General features: G+C 67.3%; 19 protein-coding genes, 2 tRNA genes and 2 rRNA genes. 12 read left to right on the top strand and 11 right to left on the bottom strand.

Annotation, left to right across the window (positions count from 1 at the left end):
- A partial coding sequence (locus tag VFT73_RS04190) for a heparinase II/III-family protein (protein ID WP_326408904.1) occupies positions 1-645 on the top strand: 645 nt, incomplete at its 5' end.
- Positions 646-676: 31 nt separating this feature from the next.
- Positions 677-2,248 (top strand): bifunctional phosphoribosylaminoimidazolecarboxamide formyltransferase/IMP cyclohydrolase, encoded by a 1,572-nt coding sequence (gene purH, locus VFT73_RS04185; RefSeq protein WP_326408903.1) that lies wholly within the window; start codon positions 677-679, stop codon positions 2,246-2,248.
- Positions 2,249-2,380: 132 nt separating this feature from the next.
- Here the strand turns inward: purH and VFT73_RS04180 are convergent, their stop codons facing one another.
- Positions 2,381-3,901: a lipopolysaccharide biosynthesis protein gene (locus VFT73_RS04180; protein WP_326408902.1), complete on the bottom strand. Its 1,521-nt coding sequence runs from the start codon at positions 3,899-3,901 to the stop codon at positions 2,381-2,383.
- A gap of 41 nt (positions 3,902-3,942) precedes the next feature.
- A complete protein-coding gene (gene polA / locus VFT73_RS04175) occupies positions 3,943-6,687 on the bottom strand; it encodes a DNA polymerase I (protein ID WP_326408901.1) in 2,745 nt (914 codons plus the stop codon).
- A 78-nt stretch (positions 6,688-6,765) separates the two neighbouring features.
- Between polA and VFT73_RS04170 the strand changes: the two genes are divergently transcribed.
- Together VFT73_RS04170 and VFT73_RS04165 are read left to right on the top strand one after the other, a co-directional pair.
- Positions 6,766-7,734, top strand: coding sequence for an MDR/zinc-dependent alcohol dehydrogenase-like family protein (locus VFT73_RS04170; protein ID WP_326408900.1), 969 nt, complete (start codon positions 6,766-6,768; stop codon positions 7,732-7,734).
- Positions 7,734-8,717, top strand: coding sequence for a Gfo/Idh/MocA family oxidoreductase (locus VFT73_RS04165; protein ID WP_326408899.1), 984 nt, complete (start codon positions 7,734-7,736; stop codon positions 8,715-8,717). The genes VFT73_RS04170 and VFT73_RS04165 overlap by 1 nt, the downstream gene beginning before the upstream one ends.
- Here the strand turns inward: VFT73_RS04165 and VFT73_RS04160 are convergent.
- A complete protein-coding gene (locus VFT73_RS04160) occupies positions 8,714-9,766 on the bottom strand; it encodes a hypothetical protein (RefSeq protein WP_326408898.1) in 1,053 nt (350 codons plus the stop codon). The two genes, VFT73_RS04165 and VFT73_RS04160, sit on opposite strands and share 4 nt — an antisense overlap.
- Before the next feature lie 152 nt (positions 9,767-9,918).
- On the opposite strand from VFT73_RS04160, the gene VFT73_RS04155 reads away from it, so the two are divergent.
- The 5 genes from VFT73_RS04155 to VFT73_RS04135 all read left to right on the top strand — a co-directional run bounded on the left by VFT73_RS04155 (position 9,919) and on the right by VFT73_RS04135 (position 12,960).
- A complete protein-coding gene (locus VFT73_RS04155) occupies positions 9,919-10,122 on the top strand; it encodes a hypothetical protein (RefSeq protein ID WP_326408897.1) in 204 nt (67 codons plus the stop codon).
- A 34-nt stretch (positions 10,123-10,156) separates the two neighbouring features.
- Positions 10,157-10,420, top strand: a complete 264-nt coding sequence (locus VFT73_RS04150) for a hypothetical protein (protein WP_326408896.1) — start codon at positions 10,157-10,159, stop codon at positions 10,418-10,420.
- Between the two features lie 102 nt (positions 10,421-10,522).
- Positions 10,523-11,716 carry a toxic anion resistance protein gene (locus tag VFT73_RS04145; RefSeq protein WP_326408895.1) on the top strand — a complete coding sequence of 398 codons (1,194 nt, stop codon included), beginning with the start codon at positions 10,523-10,525 and terminating at the stop codon, positions 11,714-11,716.
- 122 nt (positions 11,717-11,838) lie between these two features.
- On the top strand, positions 11,839-12,528 hold the full coding sequence (locus tag VFT73_RS04140) for a hypothetical protein (RefSeq protein ID WP_326408894.1): 690 nt from the start codon (positions 11,839-11,841) through the stop codon (positions 12,526-12,528).
- A 24-nt stretch (positions 12,529-12,552) separates the two neighbouring features.
- Positions 12,553-12,960 (top strand): DoxX family protein, encoded by a 408-nt coding sequence (locus tag VFT73_RS04135; protein ID WP_326408893.1) that lies wholly within the window; start codon positions 12,553-12,555, stop codon positions 12,958-12,960.
- A gap of 146 nt (positions 12,961-13,106) precedes the next feature.
- Here VFT73_RS04135 and VFT73_RS04130 read toward each other — a convergent pair whose 3' ends face one another.
- The 3 genes from VFT73_RS04130 to VFT73_RS04120 form a co-directional block, all read right to left on the bottom strand.
- The gene (locus tag VFT73_RS04130) at positions 13,107-14,225 is read right to left on the bottom strand and encodes a P1 family peptidase (protein WP_326408892.1); all 1,119 of its coding nucleotides are present in this window, start codon (positions 14,223-14,225) and stop codon (positions 13,107-13,109) included.
- An 18-nt stretch (positions 14,226-14,243) separates the two neighbouring features.
- A tRNA-Gln gene (locus VFT73_RS04125) sits at positions 14,244-14,317 on the bottom strand.
- 86 nt (positions 14,318-14,403) lie between these two features.
- Positions 14,404-15,372 carry an isopenicillin N synthase family dioxygenase gene (locus VFT73_RS04120; RefSeq protein WP_326408891.1) on the bottom strand — a complete coding sequence of 323 codons (969 nt, stop codon included), beginning with the start codon at positions 15,370-15,372 and terminating at the stop codon, positions 14,404-14,406.
- 78 nt (positions 15,373-15,450) lie between these two features.
- On the opposite strand from VFT73_RS04120, the gene VFT73_RS04115 reads away from it, so the two are divergent.
- Complete coding sequence (locus VFT73_RS04115; RefSeq protein ID WP_326408890.1) at positions 15,451-16,668, top strand: multidrug effflux MFS transporter; 1,218 nt, start codon at positions 15,451-15,453, stop codon at positions 16,666-16,668.
- Here the strand turns inward: VFT73_RS04115 and VFT73_RS04110 are convergent.
- Complete coding sequence (locus VFT73_RS04110) at positions 16,665-17,093, bottom strand: OsmC family protein (protein ID WP_326408889.1); 429 nt, start codon at positions 17,091-17,093, stop codon at positions 16,665-16,667. The genes VFT73_RS04115 and VFT73_RS04110 overlap by 4 nt on opposite strands.
- 68 nt (positions 17,094-17,161) lie before the next feature.
- Between VFT73_RS04110 and VFT73_RS04105 the strand changes: the two genes are divergently transcribed.
- Positions 17,162-17,461 carry a hypothetical protein gene (locus VFT73_RS04105; protein WP_326408888.1) on the top strand — a complete coding sequence of 100 codons (300 nt, stop codon included), beginning with the start codon at positions 17,162-17,164 and terminating at the stop codon, positions 17,459-17,461.
- Between the two features lie 46 nt (positions 17,462-17,507).
- On the opposite strand, the gene VFT73_RS04100 is transcribed toward VFT73_RS04105, so the two are convergent.
- Positions 17,508-17,822: a glycine zipper 2TM domain-containing protein gene (locus VFT73_RS04100; RefSeq protein ID WP_326408887.1), complete on the bottom strand. Its 315-nt coding sequence runs from the start codon at positions 17,820-17,822 to the stop codon at positions 17,508-17,510.
- Positions 17,823-17,956: 134 nt separating this feature from the next.
- Here VFT73_RS04100 and VFT73_RS04095 point away from each other — a divergent pair, with 134 nt between their 5' ends.
- Positions 17,957-18,118, top strand: a complete 162-nt coding sequence (locus tag VFT73_RS04095) for a hypothetical protein (RefSeq protein WP_326408886.1) — start codon at positions 17,957-17,959, stop codon at positions 18,116-18,118.
- A 53-nt stretch (positions 18,119-18,171) separates the two neighbouring features.
- On the opposite strand, the gene VFT73_RS04090 is transcribed toward VFT73_RS04095, so the two are convergent.
- The 3 genes from VFT73_RS04090 to VFT73_RS04080 all read right to left on the bottom strand — a co-directional run.
- Positions 18,172-18,248 (bottom strand) — tRNA-Met (locus tag VFT73_RS04090).
- An 80-nt stretch (positions 18,249-18,328) separates the two neighbouring features.
- Positions 18,329-18,443: ribosomal RNA gene (gene rrf / locus VFT73_RS04085) — 5S ribosomal RNA — on the bottom strand.
- Between the two features lie 96 nt (positions 18,444-18,539).
- A 23S ribosomal RNA gene (locus VFT73_RS04080) occupies positions 18,540-18,929 on the bottom strand; the annotation flags it as partial.

The raw sequence follows: 18,929 nt of genomic DNA, 5'->3' as shown, positions 1-18,929 counted from the left end.
GCAAGCGGCGGCTGCGCCTCGACGCTGGCGTTCGAGATGTCGGACGGTGCCCACCGGCTGGTCGTCAGTTGCGGCGGGGCACGCAATCCGGGGGCGATGCTGCCCGCCAATCTCGCCGATGCGCTGCGGGCGACCGCGGCGCATTCGACGCTGATCGTCGGCGACGCGAACTCAACCGCGGTGCATCCGGACGGGAGCCTCGGCCGGGGCGTCGCGGAAGTCGAGATCGACCGGCAGGAGCTCGAATCGGGCAGCCGGATCGAGGCGAGCCATGACGGCTATGTGCGCCGCTACGGCCTGATCCACCGCCGCCAGCTGGCGCTCAGCGTCGACGGACGGCAGCTTTCGGGCGAGGACATGCTGCTCCCCGCCGGCCGCCGCAAGCGCGCGGCGCCGTTCGCGATCCGCTTTCACCTGGCGCCCGAGGTCGAGGTGACGCTGACGGCCGACAGCCAGGGCGCGTTGCTCCGCATCGGCGACGGCCCGCTATGGCAATTCCGCTGCAAGGGCGGCGTGCTCGGCACCGAGGAGAGCCTGTGGGTCGACGCCATCGGCCGCCCGCGCGAGACGCAGCAGCTGGTGGTGACCGCCGAGTCTCCGGCGGGCGGAGCAAGCGTCAGCTGGCTGTTCAAGCGGGCGGGTTAACAAGGGGGCGGCGCCCCGCTAAGGCGCGGCCATGACCGACATCCCCATTCGCCGCGCCCTCCTGTCCGTTTCCGACAAGACCGGCCTTGCCGAGCTCGGCAAGGCGCTCGCAGCGAAGGGCGTCGAGCTGGTTTCGACCGGCGGCACCGCGAAGGCGCTGCGCGATGCGGGGCTTCAGGTCCGCGACGTTTCCGACCTGACCGGCTTTCCCGAGATGATGGACGGCCGAGTGAAGACGCTGCACCCGAAGGTGCATGGCGGCCTGCTCGGCGTGCGCGACAATCCCGAGCATGCGGCGGCGATGGACGCGCACGACATCGGCGCGATCGATCTGGTGGTCGTGAACCTCTACCCCTTTGCCGAGACCGTCACCCGCGGCGCCGACCGCGATGAGGTGATCGAGAATATCGATATCGGCGGTCCGTCGATGGTGCGGTCCGCGGCGAAGAACCACGCCTTTGTCGCGATCGTCACCGACCCCGGCGATTACGAGCTCGTCACCAAAGGCGCGACCAGCCTTGAGGAGCGCAAGCGCCTTGCCGCCAAGGCCTATGCGCTCACCGCGCAATATGACGCGACGATCGCCTCCTGGTTCGCGTTCGCCGATCAGGGCCAGCTCTTTCCCGGGAAAGTGAGCATCCCGGTCCGGCTCGAGAAGGAGCTGCGCTACGGCGAGAACCCGCATCAGAAAGCGGCGCTCTACCTGCCGGCAGGCCCGGCGGCGCGCGGCATCGCGCAGGCCGAGCAGGTTCAGGGCAAGGAGCTGAGCTACAATAATTACAATGATGCCGACGCGGCGCTGGAGCTCGTGTCCGAGTTCCGCGACGGCCCGCCGACCGTCGTCATCGTCAAGCATGCGAACCCGTGCGGCGTCGCGACCGGCGAGACGTTGCTCGAGGCGTACAAGGCCGCGTTCGGCTGCGACACCGTATCGGCGTTCGGCGGCATCATCGCCTGCAACCGGCCGCTCGATGGGCCCACTGCCGAAGCGATCACCGATATCTTCACCGAAGTCGTGGTCGCGCCGGATGCGGACGATGCGGCGCGCGCAGCCTTTGCGCGCAAGAAGAATCTTCGGCTGCTGCTGTCCGGCGAGCTCCCCGACCCGAAGCGGCTCGCCCTGCTTCTCAAGTCGATCGCGGGCGGCATGCTGCTCCAGTCCCGCGACAATGGCGTGATTGTCGACGGAGAGCTGAAGGTCGTCACCAAACGCGAGCCGACGCTGCAGGAACTGGCCGACTGCCGCTTCGCCTGGACCGTCGCCAAGCACGTCAAGTCGAACGCGATCGTCTATGCGAAGGACGGCGCGACCGCCGGCATCGGCGCCGGGCAGATGAACCGACTGGAATCGGCCCGCATCGCCGCCTGGAAGGCGAAGGACGCGGCGGAGAAGGCCGGCTGGCCGGCGCCCCGCACGATCGGTTCGGCGGTCGCGTCGGACGCCTTCTTTCCCTTCGCCGACGGCCTGCTGGCTGCCGTCGAAGCAGGTGCGACCGCGGTGATCCAGCCGGGCGGGTCGATCCGCGACGAGGAAGTGATCGCCGCCGCCGACGAAGCGGGGCTGGCGATGGTGTTCACGGGCATGCGGCATTTCCGGCACTGAGTTGACTGAAGCCCCTCCCCTTCAGGGGAGGGGAAAGGGGTGGGGGCGCGCGTCTGCGCGCCCAAAAGACTCATGGTGGAATTGGGACAGGCCCCACCCCAACCCCTCCCCTGAAGGGGAGGGGCTTTGCCGTCACCGTGCCTGGTGCGTCTCGCCCGGCGGCGGCAGCTTCGGCTCTTCCCCTTTTTTCAGCCGGAAGAGCACCCGGTCTTCCTTGGTGAAACCCTTGATCCAGATCACCGCGCCGTAGCTGATCAGGATCGCCGGCAGGCCGATCAGCAGCTCGCTCCATTCGGGGATATGGGTCGCAAGGATGCCGACCACCGTCCCGGCCGCGACCGCCCAGACCAGCGCCCAGCGCCACGGCGACACCGGGGCGCCGAGCAGCTTCGACAGCAGCTTTGCCTTCAGAACCGCCGCGAAGCCGAGCGCGAGCGGCAGCGCCATCGCGGGTCCGGTCGCCTGCACCTCGGGCGGCAGTCCCGCCGCGCGCATGCCCAGGATCAGCGCGAAGCTCAGCGCAATCTGCAGCGCGATCGTCGCGAGCGAGATCATCAGGTTGCGGTGCCGCGCGACATAGACCAGCGCCGATTCGGACACTACGGCGGTCGCCGCGACCACTTCGCCGATCATCAGGAACGCCAGCGCGCCGGTCCCGGCGACGAATTGCGGCCCGGCGAGCCCCATCACCGCCTCGCCGGGGATCGTCAGCGCGAGCGCGATGCCCGCCTGCGCCGCAATGATCCAGAAGCCGACCTGCCGCACTTGCGCCGCAACGGCTGCCTTGTCGCCTTCGGCCAGGCTTTGGGTGATGACGGGACCCAGGATCGGATCGAAGCTGGTCTTCAGCTTTTGCGGCAGGGTCGCGATCTGCTGCGCGACCCAGTAGATGCCGACCGTCGCCGGGGGAAAGAACAGACCGATGATCGCGCGGTCGACATTGCGCGTGCCCCATTCGATCGCATCGGCGGCGGCAAGCGGGGCGTTGCGGCGGGCGAGGCTGAACAGCGCGATCGGTTCGGGCGACCAGCCGCGCGGCCAGCCATAGCTTCTCATCAGGGGCACGATCGAGGCGATCAGCGCCGCGATCAGCGACAGCACATAGGCGAGGATCAGCCCGTCGCGCGTGGAGTAGAAATAGAGCGCGCCCGCCGCGATGCTGATCGTCCAGGGCTCGATCACCGCGCGCGCGCGCACCGTCGCCGCGACGTCATGCCGATAGGCGAGCGCCGCTAATGAAACGTCGGACCACGCCAACGCGAAGATGATCAGCGGCAGCAGCCGGTCGAGCCCGTTCACCTGGCTGTTCGGGAACATCAGCTCCGGCACCGCAGCGAGAAACCCCGCCGCGATCGCAGACGCCGCACCTGCAACCAGCAACCCGTCCCAGACGACGCAGACATGCGGCCGTTTGGTCGATGACAGCTGCTGGGCAAGCCCCCGCTTCAGGCCGAGCGTCGCCAGCTGGGCGGCGAATTCGATGACCAGGATCGCATAGGCGAAGCGGCCGAGCGCAGCCGGGCCGTAGAGCCGCCCGGCAATGAACAGGAACGGGATGCGTGCGGCCAGCCGGAGCAGGAAGCCGAGCATGTTGGTGCGCCCGCCCTTGGCGAGGTCCGCAATATCGCTGGCCGGCGCTTCCGAAACCCCCATCGGATCGTGCTTAGACAGGTTCTCGGCCCCTGCCCATAACCTTAGTGAGCCGCGCCCCAGCTGGCGCCGTGGCCGATCTCCACGCCCAGCGGCACGCTCAGCTTCACGGCCGGCTCGGCCGCCGACGCCATGACGTCGCGGATGACGGCGCTGGCCGCCTCGACGTCCCCTTCGGGCAGCTCGAAGACGAGTTCGTCATGCACCTGAAGCAGCATCCGGACGTTCGGCAGCCCGGCCTTATCAAGCGCCGGCCCCATCTTCACCATCGCCCGCTTGATGATGTCGGCGCTGGTACCCTGGATCGGCGCGTTGATCGCGGCGCGCTCGGCGCCCTGCCGCTCGTGCTGGATCCTGGACTTGATGCGCGGGAAGTGGGTGCGCCGGCCGAACAATGTCGTCGTATAGCCGCGCTCGCGCACCGTCGTCAGCGTTTCGGCGATGTAGCGGTTGATGCCGGGGAAACGCTCGAAATAGCGGTCGATCATCACCTGCGCTTCCTCGACCGTCACGCTCAGCCGCCCGGCCAGACCCCAGCGCGAGATGCCGTAGAGGATGGCGAAGTTGATCGTCTTGGCCCGCCCGCGGGTGTCGCGGTTGACTTCGCCGAACAGCTCGGTCGCGGTCATCGCGTGAATGTCCTCGCCGGCGGCGAAGGCGGTGCGAAGCTGCGGCACGTCGGCCATGTGCGCGGCGATGCGCAGCTCGATCTGGCTGTAATCGGCCGACAGGATGACGTTGCCCGGCTCTGCCACGAACGCGTCGCGGATCTGGCGTCCGGTCTCGGTTCGGATCGGGATGTTCTGCAGGTTGGGCTCGGTCGAGGACAGGCGGCCGGTCTGCGCGCCGGTCAGCGAGTAGCAGGTGTGGACGCGGCCCGTCTCCGGGCTGATCTCTTGCTGCAGCGCATCGGTGTAGGTGGATTTCAGCTTGGTGAGCTGCCGCCAGTCGAGCACGCGCCGCGCGACCTCGACGCCTTCCGCCGCGAGCCGCTCCAGCTCGTTGACGTCGGTCGAATAGACGCCGGATTTGCCCTTTCGGCCGCCCTTCAGCCCCATCTGCTCGAACAAGATGTCGCCCAGCTGCTTGGGGCTGCCGATCGTGAACGGGGTGCCCACAAGGCTGTAGATATCCGCCTCGATCGCGCCGATCTGCTGGGCGAAGTCGCCCGACAGGCGCGACAGATATTCGCGGTCGACCTTGATGCCGGCACGCTCCATTGCCCCCACCACCGGGATCAGCGGCCTGTCGACCCGTTCGTAGACAGTGGCCGCGCCTTCGGCGGACAGCCGCGGCTTCAGCCGCCGCCACAGCCGCAGCGTCACGTCCGCATCCTCGGCGGCGTAGCGGGTGGCGGCATTCAGATCGACCTGATGGAAGCCGAGCTGGTTCTTGCCGGTGCCGACCACGTCTTTGAACGCGATGCAGCTGTGGCTGAGGTGCGTTGCCGCCAGCTCGTCCATGCCATGACCGTGCAGGCCGGCGTCGAGATCGAAGCTGATGACGATCGTGTCGTCATAGGGCGCGATCCGGATACCGTGCCGGGCGAGCACGCACATGTCGAACTTGATGTTGTGCCCGATCTTCAGCACCGCCGGGTCTTCGAGCAGCCGCTTCAGCCGCGCGATCGCCGCGTCGAGCGGGATCTGCGCGGGAAAGTCTCCGCCCAGCAGGTCGCCGCCGCCATGGCCGAGCGGGATATAGCAGGCCTTGTTCGGCTCCAGCGCAAGGCTGACGCCGACCAGGCCGGCGTGCATCTGATCCTTGCTGTCGGTTTCGGTATCGACCGCGACGAACCCCTGCGCGGTCGCCGCTGCGATCCAGCGGTCGAGCGCGTCTAGGGTCAGCACCGTCTCGTAGCCGTCATGATCGCACGGCGGATCGGGCGGCAGCTCGATGCTGGATTCCGGCTCCGGCACTTCGTCGGCGACCTGGCCCAGCCGCAGCAGCAGCGACTTGAAGCCGTGATGCTCAAGGAACGCGCGCAGCGGCGGCTCGGGAATCCCCTGCAGCTCCATTTCCTCGAGCGGATGCGCGAGCGGCACGTCGCATTTGAGCTTCACCAGCTCGCGCGACAGCCGCGCATTCTCGGCGTGTTCGATCAGATTGTCGCGCAGCTTGCCGGGCTTCATCGATGGCGCCGCCGCTAGCACGGCTTCGACATCGCCATGTTCAAGAATCAGCTTCGACGCGGTCTTGGGTCCGACACCGGGTACGCCCGGCACATTGTCGACGCTGTCGCCCATCAGCGCCAGCACCTGACCGAGCTGGCCCGGCGGCACGCCGAATTTCTCGACCACCGCCTCGGCGCCCAGCCGCCGGTTGTTCATCGTGTCGTAGAGATCGAGGCCCGGCTCGATCAGCTGCATCAGATCCTTGTCGGAGCTGACGATCGTGACCTGCCAGCCCTGCGCAAGCGCCGCCTTCGCGTAGGACGCGATCAGGTCGTCCGCCTCGACGCCTTCCTCTTCCAGGCACGGCAGCGAGAAAGCGCGGGTCGCGTCCCGGATCATCGGGAATTGCGGCACCAGATCCTCGGGCGGCGGCGGGCGATGGGCTTTGTACTGGTCGTACATGTCGTTGCGGAACGACTTCGCCGAATGGTCGAAGATGACGGCCAGGTGGGTCGGCCCGTCGCTCTTGTTCAGCTCCTCCGCCAGCTTCCACAGCATCGTCGTGTAGCCGTAGACGGCGCCGACCGGCTCGCCGCGGATGTTCGTCAGCGGCGGCAGCCGGTGATAGGCGCGGAAGATGTAGCCGGACCCGTCGACGAGATAGAGATGAGGCATGGCCGCGAGATAGCGGCTGCCCGGAACCCGCGCCAGTCACCTGATGTTTCAGTATCGGAACAGAGGCGGGAGTCGAGCTTGCAAGCGAACACCATGCGCGCCGCGGTGCTGACCGGACCCGGCCGGCTTGAAGTCGAATGCGTACCATTGCCGAAGCCCGGACCGGGACAGGTGCGCGTGAAGATGGAAGGCTGCGGGGTCTGCGCGTCCAACCTGACGCCTTGGGCGGGCCCCGAATGGATGGAATTCCCGACCAAGCCCGGCGATCTGGGCCATGAAGGCTGGGGCAGGATCGACGCACTAGGCGCGGGCGCGACGGGACTGGCCGTCGGCGACCGTGTCGCGGCGCTCAGCTACAAAAGCTATGCCGAATACGACATTGCCGAAGCCGATGCGGTGGTGAAACTGCCGCCGGAGCTGGCCGACGCACCGTTTCCCGGCGAGCCGCTCGGCTGCGCGTTCAACATCTTCCGCCGCGCGGACATTCATGCAGGGCAGACGGTTGCAATCGTCGGAATCGGTTTCCTCGGCGCGCTGCTGACGAAACTCGCGACCGATGCCGGCGCGCGGGTGATCGCGATCTCGCGCCGCGAGGAGTCGCTGCAGGTCGCCCGCGACATGGGCGCGGCGGAGACGATCCCGATGGACGATCACCAAGCGATCATCGACCGCGTAAAGGAGCTGACCGGCGGCGAATTCTGCGAGCGGGTAATCGAGGCGGTCGGCAAGCAATGGCCGCTCGACCTCGCCTCCGAGCTCACCGCCGAACGCGGCAAGCTGATCGTCGCCGGCTACCATCAGGACGGCCCGCGGCACGTGAATATGTGGCTATGGAACTGGCGCGGGATCGACGTGATCAACGCCCACGAGCGCGATCCCCAAGCCTATATCGCCGGCATTCGCGAGGCGGTGGATGCTGTCGCATCCGGCCGGCTGGATCCGTCGAAGCTCTACACCCACCGCTATCCGCTCGACCGGCTGGGCGACGCGCTCGACGCCACGCGAGACCGGCCGGACAATTTCATCAAGGCGCTGGTGACTTTCTGATGCGGGTGGGATTCCTCGGCACCGGCTGGATCGGCCGGCACCGGATGCAGGCGATGATTGAAACCGGTGCGATCGAGGCGGCCGCCTATGCCGATCCGTCCGACGAAATGGCGGTGGAGGCGGCAAAGCTCGCGCCCGACGCGAAACGCGTGGACGGTCTGGACGCGCTCCTCGCCGAAGGGCTGGACGGCATCGTCGTCGCCACGCCCAGTGCTCTGCACGCCGAACAGTCGATCCGCGCGCTGGAAGCCGGCGTGGCGGTGTTCTGCCAGAAGCCGCTGGGCCGGACAGCAGCCGAGGTACGTGCCGTCGTCGATACCGCGCGCAAGGCCGACCGGCTGCTCGGCCTCGACCTCTCCTACCGTCACACTGCAGCGATGCGCCGCATCCGCGACCTGATCGCGGCGGGCGAGCTCGGCCGGGTCAGCGCAGTCGATATGGTGTTCCACAATGCCTATGGGCCGGGAAAGCCGTGGTTCTTCGATCCGGCGCAGTCCGGCGGCGGATGCGTGGTCGATCTGGGCGTGCATCTGGTCGATCTGGCGCTGTGGGCCCTGGATTTCCCCGACGTCGCGGACGTGCATGCGCGCCTCCTCGCCAAGGGAAAGCCGCTCGAGCCAGGCGCGTGCGAGGATTATGCGGTCACGACGCTGACCCTTGCCGACGGCCGCGTCATAACCCTCGCCTGCTCCTGGAACCTCCCCGCCGGACGCGACGCGATCATCGGCGCCAGCTTCTATGGCGAAGGCCAGGGCGCCGGCTTTCGCAACGAAAACGGCTCGTTTTTCGACTTCACCGCCGAACGCTGGCGCGGCACCGCGACCGAGACGCTCGCCGCCCCGCCCGACGATTGGGGCGGCCGCGCGGCTGCGGACTGGGCAAGGCGCCTGGCCGCAGGTGAACGCTTCTCCGCCGAAGCTGAACGGTTCGTCCACGTAGCCGAAGTGCTCGTCCGCATCTACGGACGCCAGACGACCGCTTAGTGCGACGCTGCACGTACATCCTGCCCGCCCAGCCAGGCGGGCTCCTTCACGCCGAAATGTTCGACCAGCGCCGCCAGCTCGGCCCGGTAGGCGCGCCGCCAGTGCCGCAGCTCGGCGCCGCAGCCACGCCGCACCGCATAGCCGGCTTCTTCGAGTTGCGCGGCAGCGGCGTCGACATCCTCGTCGGACAGTTCAGTGACCTGGCGCGGGTCGAGCCGGAAAGCATGACACAAGCGATGCACGGTGCGTACGCCGCCGTCGTGCATCAGCCGGGCATTGCCGCCGGGCACGTCGTCCAGCACCGCGATCGTGACCGAGGCCGCGTCGAGCACGGCGCCCAGCGCCGTCAGCCAGTCGAGCCCGTCCTTGTCCGACCGGAAATAGGACAGCACCGGGTGGGCGCCGTGAGTGTAGAGCAGCATCGCGGCCCAGCCTTCCCAGTCATCGAAGAGCTTCGGCAGGCCGTCATGCGCGTCCATCTCCCGCGTGACGGCGAGCAGCACGACGCCGGAGGGCGGCGAGCCGGCGCGGCTCTCCAGCTTCAGCACCAGCGCATCGCGCGCGCGCAGCGCCGTCTGGATCTGGACGATGAACGACAAGGTGACGGTGACGATCTGCAATCCGCACAGCCCGGCGACCACGACCAGCGCGCGGGCCCATCCGGTCGCGCCGTGGCCGCTGAGCCCCAGCGTCATCATCGCCGATCCGATCTCGAACGCCGATTCGCCGAAGCGGCCGATCGGCGGCGTGAAGGAATCGCGCAACGCCCATGCGATGAGGCTGAGGCCCAGCAGGGTCAGCGCCACCCAGACGATCAACAGCATCAGGAGCAGCATTGCGCCGAACACGCTGCCCATGCGTGGGTTCGGCCTGCGGGCGCAGACCCGAAGCGTGCCGCGCCAGAAGCCGAACATATAGGTGCGCAGCAGCCGCGAGACATTGATCGGGCCGGAGACGCGGCCGGGCACGACGACAGTCGCGAACACGTCGAACACGGTCGCCGCCGTGATTGCCAATCCGCCGACCAGCGCCAATGCGTCCCAGATCATCCGGCGCCAACGCGCGGACCGCAATCAAGGGGCCGTTAACCTTGTTCCGTCAAAAGGGCTCGGCTCGCCGCAAACCGGTCGCCGCCCGCCTTGCGGGCTGCGCCGCCGCTGCGTAGGGCGGTCACCCAGAGTCCGGGGGGATTCACGAGACAATGTTGGAATTTGCAGCTCTTACCTACGGCGTCCTGGCCAGCTTCGTGCTCGCCAGCATCAGCAGCAACAAGCGCGCGAACCGCGAGAACCCGCGCGTCGTGACGCTGTGCGGCTGGGGCCTGATGGCCTTTTCGCTGACGCTGTCGCTGCTGCTCTCCGGCTGGGTCGTCTACACCTCGATCGGCGGCGGATTCACGCTTTAAGGCAACTCAGGCGCCGCCCTTGCGTTGGCGGCCTATGAGATACGCTGCCCCCGCGCTCGCGCTGCTGATCCTGGCCGCCTGTTCCGACGATTCGACGAACCGGTCGTCGGCGGATGCGCAGGCGGACGCGCTCGAAAACGCCGCGGACCAGAGCACGGACAATGCGGCCGATGTGCTGGAGAACCGGGCGGATAGGATCCGAGAGAACGGCGCGGTCGGCACGCCTGGCGAGCCCGGCTCCTCGACCCAGCAGGCCATGAATGCGGCGGCCGCGGCCGACAGCAATTCGACCCGCTGAGCCGTATTATCTGCATAAAACACAGCCGGCGGGCCGAAACCCGCTTGAACCGCAGCCGCGCGCCTCTAATCTCCGGACCCGCAAGGGGCAGGAGATGAATTGATGGCCACCACCGCCACCGTCGAAGACAGCGGGCTTGTGCTCACGCCGCCCGACCCGGTCGCCGCCGTCGCCCCGGAAAAGGCGGCGGGCCTGGTGCCGCTGGAAGAAAAGCAGAAGACGGAGCTCGAAAAGCGCGTCGACCAGTTCGTCGACGATCTGATCGCGCAGGACGTGAACTCGCCGGAGTTCGGCAAGCGCGTCGATTCGATCACTGCGCTGGGGCAGAAGGAAATCCGCGCCGCGGCAGGCGAGAGCAACCGCTTCCTCGACCGGCCGGTGCGGGCGATGGACCAGGAAACCGGCGTCGGCACCGATCTCGCCGAGCTCCGCCGCACGATCGAGGATCTCGATCCCTCGTCGAAAGGCGATCTGTTCACCAAGCGCCGGCTGTTCGGGATCATTCCGTTCGGATCGAAGCTGCGCAATTATTTCGACAGCTACCAGTCCGCGCAGGGCCATATCGCCGCGATCCTCGGCCGCCTCGCCAAGGGCAAGGACGAGCTGCTGATGGACAACGCCGCGATCTCGGTCGAGCGGCAAAAGCTCTGGGCGGCGATGGGCCGGCTGGAGCAGATGATCCATATGTCCAAGGCCCTGGACGAAAGACTGGAAGACAAGGCGAACGAGCTCGACGCGACCGATCCGGCCAAGGCCAAGGCGGTCCGCGAGAGCGCGCTTTTCTACGTCCGCCAACGCACGCAGGACCTGCTGACCCAGATGGCGGTGACCGTACAGGGCTATCTGGCGCTCGATTTGGTCAAGAAGAACAATGTCGAGCTGATCAAAGGCGTCGACCGCGCCTCCACCACCACCGTCTCGGCGCTGCGCACCGCGGTCACGGTCGCACAGGCGCTGACCAGCCAGAAATTGGTGCTGGAGCAGATCACCGCGCTCAACACCACCACCGCGAACATCATCGATTCGACCGGCAAACTGTTGAAGACGCAGACCGCGCAGATTCACGAGCAGGCGGCGTCCTCGACGATCCCGCTGGAAGTGCTCAGCCGCGCCTTCCAGAATGTCTACGACACGATGGATTCGATCGACACCTTCAAGGTGAAGGCGCTCGAATCGATGAAGACCACGGTCAACGCGCTGACCAACGAGGTCGAGAAATCGCGCGGCTATATCGCCCGCGCCGAAGGCGCCGAACAAGGCCAGAGCTCGCCTCTGCAAGCGCTGGATGCGGGGTAGGAAACTCCGTTGATGAACCAAAGCTCGCTCGTCCCGAGCGTAGTCGAGGGGCGCTGCTCGGCCTCGGCAGTCGCGCCCCTCGACTACGCTCGGGACGAGCGGGTTACGTGTTATAGGGCCCCATGATCGACTCCGACCTCATCATCACCAAGGCCGAAGAGCTGATCCGCCGTGCCTCGCCCGAAGGCCGGGCGGCGGCGCGGCGCAGGCGGGAGCGGCGCAAGGCGCGCGCGATCCGCATGATGCGGCGCATGTTCTTCCTGACGCTCGCGATCCTGCTCGCGGCAGTCGCCTGGGGTCTTATCATCGGCCCGATCGGCGGCACCGGCGTGATGGCGGTCGCGCTCGGCATCGTGCTCGCCTGGGTGGGGACGATCCTGTTCTCGGCCGAGCCCGAAGCCAGCGCCGAGCAATTGCCGCAGGTGCCGCTGAAGGCGCTGCCGAACCGCACCGAGCAGTGGCTCGATACCCAGCGTCCCGCCCTTCCCGCGCCTGCCAACCGGCTGATCGATCAGATCGGCGTGCGGCTGGAGGGCCTCGCCCCTTGCGTCCAGCATCTCGACGAGCGCGAGCCCGCGGCGATGGAAGTGCGCCGCCTGGTCGGCGAGGAATTGCCCGAGCTGGTGCGCGGCTATCAGCGCGTGCCGCAGCAGCTTCGCCGCCAGGGTCCCGACGCCCAGCTCGTCGAAGGCCTGCGCGTCGTCGAGAGCGAGCTTGCGCGGATGACGCAGCAGCTGGCGAGCGGCGACCTCGACAAACTTGCCACCCAGGGCAAGTATCTCGAGCTGAAATACAGAGGCGCGGAGGAGTAGCGCCGCAAAGCGAGGGAGGGGCATATGGAAAAGTGGGGTGTCTGGGCGCCGCGGATGCTGGCGCTGCTGCGGATCATGGCGGCTTTGCTGTTCATGGAACACGGGCTGATGAAGCTGTTCCACTTCCCCGCCGCCCAGCCCGGCGCGCCCGATCCGCTCCCGATGATGCTGATGATCGCCGCGCTGATCGAAGTCATCGGCGGCGCTCTGCTGGTGCTCGGGCTATTCACGCGCCCGGTCGCGTTCGTCTGCGCCGGCGAAATGGCGGTCGCCTATTTCATGGCTCACGCGCCGCAAAGCTTCTGGCCGGCGATCAACGGCGGCGACGCAGCGATCCTGTTCTGCTTCGTGTTCCTCTACCTCGCGGCAGCCGGCGGCGGGGCGTGGGGCATTGATGCGACGCGGAGCAAGCCGGCCGCGAACGAACCCTGACGCCTGGGTTTCGGGCTGATTGATCTGCAATCGCTCGTCCCGAGCGGAGCGCGGAGCGCGAAGTCGAGGGGCGTCTCGCACGCGGTTCGGGGAAGCGCCCCTCGACTTCGCTCGGGACGAGCGAGCCGGTTTAGGCGAATGTCGCTTTAACGCCCCTTCAGCATCGGCAGCACGCGGTCGAGCGGCAGCGCTTCGATGCGGCCGCGGTCGCCGTCGACGGTCTTCGCCGCGAACAGGGCGTTCAGGACGGCTTCCTCGCTTGCCTCGGCGACGGCCTGGAACAGCGGCGACATGCGGTCGTTGGGCAGGTCTTCGACGGCGGTTGCCGTAACACGGCGCTCCGGCGTGCGGCGCACGGACGCGGCGGTCGAGAAGGCGACCGCATAGTCGCCAGAACCGTTCGAGAAACTGGAGCCTGTCCGCGCGATTCCGGCGAACGCGCGCTCGGCCAGGCGGCGAAGGTTGCGATCGGACAACGGCGCGTCGGTCGCGATGACGACCACGACCGAGCCATCCGCCTTCTTCTGCTCGACCTGCTCCTTATAGTCGTAGCGCCCCAGCTTCACGCCCACCGGCACGCCGGCGATCGTCAGCACGCCGCCGAAATTGGCCTGTACCAGCACGCCGACCGTCCAGCCGCCCAGCGAGGCCGACAGCAGCCGCGACGAGGTGCCGATGCCGGCCTTGAAGCCGAACGCGACGGTGCCGGTGCCAGCGCCGACATTGCCTTCCGCGACCGGTCCGCCCCTGGCCGTCTCGATCGCGCGGCGGGCATCGGCGATCGTCACATGGCGGCCGCGAATGTCGCTCAGGTAGCCATCATTGGTCTCGCCGACCACGGCATTGACCGAACGCACGTCCTCGTTGCCGGGCTGCGCCAGCGTCCATTCGACGGCGGCGGCCATTGCTTCGGGCACGTTAAGCGTGTTCGTGAGGAGGATCGGCGTCTCGATCTCGCCAAGCTCCACGACCTGGGTCGAGCCGGCGAATTTGCCGAACGCATTGGCGACGAAGAATCCCGCCGGCACTTTGTCCTGGAACAGGTTCCCGCCATGCGGCAGCACGGCGGTCACGCCCGTGTGAATGTGCTGGCCCTCATTCAGCGTCACCTGCCCGACCTTTACGCCCGCAACGTCGGTGATCGCATTGAGCGGCCCCGGCGAAAGGATGCCGACCGTCACACCCGCCTCGCGGGCGCGCGGATTGGCCGATGCGGTGGACGAGAGCGTCAAGGCGAGCGCGAGTCCAAGGGTTCTGCCGATCATCGCGCCCCGCCGCCGAACTGGATGCCCCGCGAGGATTCGAACCTCGATTGACGGAGTCAGAGTCCGTAGTCTTACCTTTAGACGACGGGGCACCGAGAGGCGTGCGACTTAGGTTCGGGCCGCGGGACTGTCAACATTCACAGCCGCCCCTGACGGGATCGGGAGGGTTGGCCGCCCGTCAGCCCGCCACCCCGTCATCCTTCAGCAGGCCCAATGTGCGCAGGCGCTGGTTCAGATATTCCTGGCTGCTGATCGGCTCCGGATACCGGTTAGGATTGTCGGATGTGATGCAGCCCGGCAGCGTCTCGATCACGAAATCGGGCGCCGGGTGCAGGAAGAAGGGCATCGAATAGCGCGCGGTGCCGCGGCGTTCGGGCGGCGGGTTGACGACGCGGTGTGTGGTCGAGGGCAGCACATGGTTGGTCAGCCGCTGCAGCATGTCGCCGACGTTCACCACCAGCGCGCCTTCGGGCGGCGAGACCGCCAGCCAGCGGCCGTCGCGGTCGAGCAATTGCAGGCCCGCTTCCTCGGCGCCGAGCAGCAGCGTGATCAGGTTGATGTCCTCGTGCGCGCCTGCGCGGACGCCGGGCGCGTCGGGCGATACCGGCGGGTAGTGGAGCAGCCGCATCACGCTGTTGCCGTCCCTGACCGGCTCGACGAACCAGTCCGGCGCGAGGCCGAGATAGCGCGCGATCGCCGACAGCAGCTTCGCGCCGACACGGTCGAACTCGGCATAGAGCGCGAGGAACGTTTCCTTCAGCCCCGGCACCTCGTCGGGCCAGATATTGGGCGGCATCACGCTCTCGAAGCGGTGGCCGGCCGGCAGCTCGCGGCCGACATGCCAGAATTCCTTCAGGTCGTTCTCGGTCGCGCCCTTGGCGGTCTCGATGCCGAACGGCGTATAGCCGCGCGCGCCGGCCTTGCCGGGCAGCTGGTATTTCGCCTTCGCTCCGGTCGGCAGATCGAAGAACGCCCTGGTCAGCGCCCAGCCGCGGTCGATCAGCGCCTGGTCGATGCCGTGATCCTTGATGACGCCGAAGCCGAAGCGCTGGAACGAAGCGCCGAAGTCCTGGGCGAAGCCTTCGGGATCCTCGGCCTGCCGCGCGAGCGACAGCGGAGGAATCGTGGGAGAAACAGTGTCGAGCATGCGCGCTATCTAGTGCAGAGCACGCCGCTCCCCAAGCCCGGCGTTGCCCGTGAACCCTGTTTCGTTCATGGCGCCGCGATGCATGCGCCGGTCCCTTCCCGCCACGAGATCGGCTTTCGCGAATTCGTCGGGCTGATCGCCGCGCTGATGGCAATGACGGCGCTGCAGATCGACACTATGCTGCCGGCGCTGCCGGCGATCGGAGACGCCCTCGACGTCGCCAATCCCAATGACCGGCAATGGGTGATTTCGGTGTTCATGTTCGGCTTCGGCGGAGCGCAGATCGTGCACGGGCCGCTCTCCGACCGGTTCGGCCGGCGGCCGGTGCTGCTCGCCAGCCTGGCGTTCGGCGTGGTGTGCAACCTGGTCGCGGCGGTGGCGGCGACCTTCCCGCTGCTGCTTGTGGCGCGTGCGGCGGCGGGCGTCGCGACCGCTTCGTCGCGCGTGCTCGCGACCTCGATCGTGCGCGACCGGTTCGCCGGCAACGCGATGGCGCGAGTGATGAGCCTGGTCACGATCGTGTTCATGGTCGTGCCGATTGCGGCGCCCAATCTGGGTCAGTTGATCCTGTGGCTCGCGCCGTGGCGCTGGATTTTTTACGTGCTGACGGCGGCGGGGCTGCTGACGTTCCTGTGGGCCGCGATCCGGCTGCCGGAGACGCTCGATCCTGCCAACCGGCTGCCGCTCAGCATGCGCCGTATCGGCCAGGGTTTCCGCTTCGTGCTGACCGATCGGCTCGCGCTCGGCTACACGATCGGCTCGACCGCGCTGCAGGGTGGGCTGTTCGGCTTCCTGCTCTCGGTTCAGCAGATCTTCGAAATCGAGTTCCGCGCGATGGACCTGTTCGCGCCGGTCTTCTCCGTGATGGCCGGGGCGATGGCGGTGGCGGCATTCCTGAACTCGCGGATCGTGATGCGGTTCGGCGCGCGCGCCGTTTCTCACCGCGCCGTGATCGCCTATACCGGCATCGCCGCGCTGCACCTGGTGCTGGCGCTCGCCGGGCTGGAGACGGTGCTGACCTTCGCCGTGCTGCAGGCGCTGATGATGAGCTGCTTCGGCCTCGCCGGCGCCAATTTCAGCGCCATCGCGATGGAGCATATGGGACGTCTCGCCGGCACCGCGTCCAGCGTCCAGGGGCTGATCCAGACGATCGGCGGCGTCTCGATCGGTGCGGCGATCGGCGCCGCGTTCAACGGAACCACCATCCCGCTCTATACCGGCTTCACACTGTGCGGCGTGATCGCGATTGCCGCGGTCGCCTTTGCGGAGCGCGGGCGGCTGTTCGGGCGCCCCTAGCGCTCGAGCCGATGCTCGAGCGTGATCTCGGTGTCGAACAGCTTCGAGATCGGGCAGTTCGCCTTCGCGTCCGCCGCGATACGCGCGAACTCCGCTTCGTCGATACCGTCGACCTGCGCGGTCAGGGCCAGCGCGGATCTGGTGATCCGGAAGCCGCTGTCCTCCTTTTCGATCGTCACCGCGGCCTTGGTTTCGAGCCGGCCCGCGCTGTAGCCGGCACCAGCGAGCGCGAAGCTCAGCGCCATGGTGAAGCAGCCGGCATGCGCCGCCGCCGCCAGCTCCTCGGGGTTGGTGCCAGGCTCGTCGCCGAAGCGGGTGCCGAAGCCGTAGGGCTGGTCGCTGAGCACGCCCGACTGGGTCGTCAGATGCCCTTGGCCGTCTCTGCCGAGCCCGTCGTAGCGGGCGGTTGCGGTGCGGGTCGTCATGCTGTCCTCCTCGGGAACCTCGGTTCAGGCCGCCTCGTTCTCGCACACAGGCATGACGGAGAAAAGCGATGGACGGGCGGGTGGAAGCGAAATCCTCGGACGGCGAGATCGAAGGCCTGGACGATTCGCAGCGCGCGGAGGTTCATGAGTATGAAGGCGGCGGCCCGTCGGACGGCGACGTGCTGACCGATATGACTCGCGACCGCGGCGAAGACTATGTCGAGGACGACCGCCAGGCCGAGTTCATGCCGCAGGACATCGATTCGCTCGGCATGACCGTGTTGTCGCCCGAGGAGTTGGGCGACGAACTGGAGGACAGCGACATCGACGCCGATCCCGGCGAGGGCGGATTCGAAGACGAGGCCTGAACACAATAGAGCCGCCGGAAACATGATCCCGGCGGCTCCTTTGAACCTAGCGGTGGCGCCTGACGCAGCGCTCGCGCGCGTTGTTGCGCTCTATATGGCGGCCCAGCAGCGCGCCACCCGCGGCACCCAGGATCGTCCCCGTCGCATGGTTACGGCCGCCATCGAGCGCGCGGCCGACCAGCGCGCCGGCAGCGCCGCCGATCAGCAGCCCGGTCGTGCCGTCCGGGCGGCGGCAATAGGTGCGGCCGTCCTTGCCGCGCCAGGTGCGGTACTTGGCCGCGTCCGCCGCGCTGGTGGGAATGACGAAGGTGGTAGGCACCGTCAGCGCCGCGGCGCTCACAGCCAGGATGATCTTACGCACGGTTACGTCCCTTTCGTTCGTTGCGACCCCGACAGGCAACGCGCGCCCCTAAGGCCGGTTTCATGAACCTGAGACAACGTGCGTTAACCGCGACGGGCGACGCTTCGTTAACCAGCCTCTGCGAAAAGCCGGGCATGACCGCACTTCCCTTGCCCGACGCGATGAGCCTGCTGCAGGCCTTTGCCGGCCTGTGCCTGATCGCCCTGCTCGCCCGCCGCCGTGCAGCCAGCCGCAGCGACTGGGAAGGCGCCGTGGGCAAGCTCAGCGGCCGCGTGCGCGAGGACGATGCGCTCTAGACGCACACCATGACGCAAAAAAGCCCGCTGACCGGGAGGTCGCGGGCTGTCGGTGGTTGCGGGGGCAGGATTTGAACCTGCGACCTTCAGGTTATGAGCCTGACGAGCTACCGGGCTGCTCCACCCCGCGCCACCAGTGGCGATCGGTGTCGACCGGTCGCAAAGATTGTGAATGGGTTCCCAGCCTGTCCGAAGCGCGCCGGCTGCAAAGCCTGGCGACGACCTACTCTTCCATCGCTTAAGCGATAGTACCATCGGCGCTGTCTGGTTTCACGGCCGAGTTCGGGATGGGATCGGGTGGGTCACAGACGCTATGGCCACCAAGCTATGGAGCCGGCGCGTTCAGGAAAGCTGGGTTAAATCGATGCCCGTGCAGGCCAAATATATCCGCCATCAGCGCTGTCATTGATGGTGGGACTCTTCAAGCGCGAATAGAGCAATTAGTATCGGTTAGCTCCATGCGTTACCGCACTTCCACATCCGATCTATCAACGTGGTGGTCTTCCACGGCTCTATGAAGTCTTATCTTGAGGGAGGCTTCCCGCTTAGATGCTTTCAGCGGTTATCCCGTCCATGCATAGCTACCCTGCTGCACCGTTGGCACGATGACAGGTCCACCAGAGGCATGTTCACCCCGGTCCTCTCGTACTAGGGGCAACTCCTCTCAAACTTCGACGCCCACGGCAGATAGGGACCAAACTGTCTCGCGACGTTCTGAACCCAGCTCACGTACCACTTTAATTGGCGAACAGCCAAACCCTTGGGACCTGCTCCAGCCCCAGGATGTGATGAGCCGACATCGAGGTGCCAA

It is taken from the genome of Sphingomonas sp., assembly GCF_035758555.1.
In the GTDB taxonomy this organism is placed as follows: domain Bacteria; phylum Pseudomonadota; class Alphaproteobacteria; order Sphingomonadales; family Sphingomonadaceae; genus Sphingomonas_B.
The sequence above is the reverse complement of the archived record's forward strand: the minus strand, read 5'-3'. Positions and strand labels throughout refer to the sequence as shown.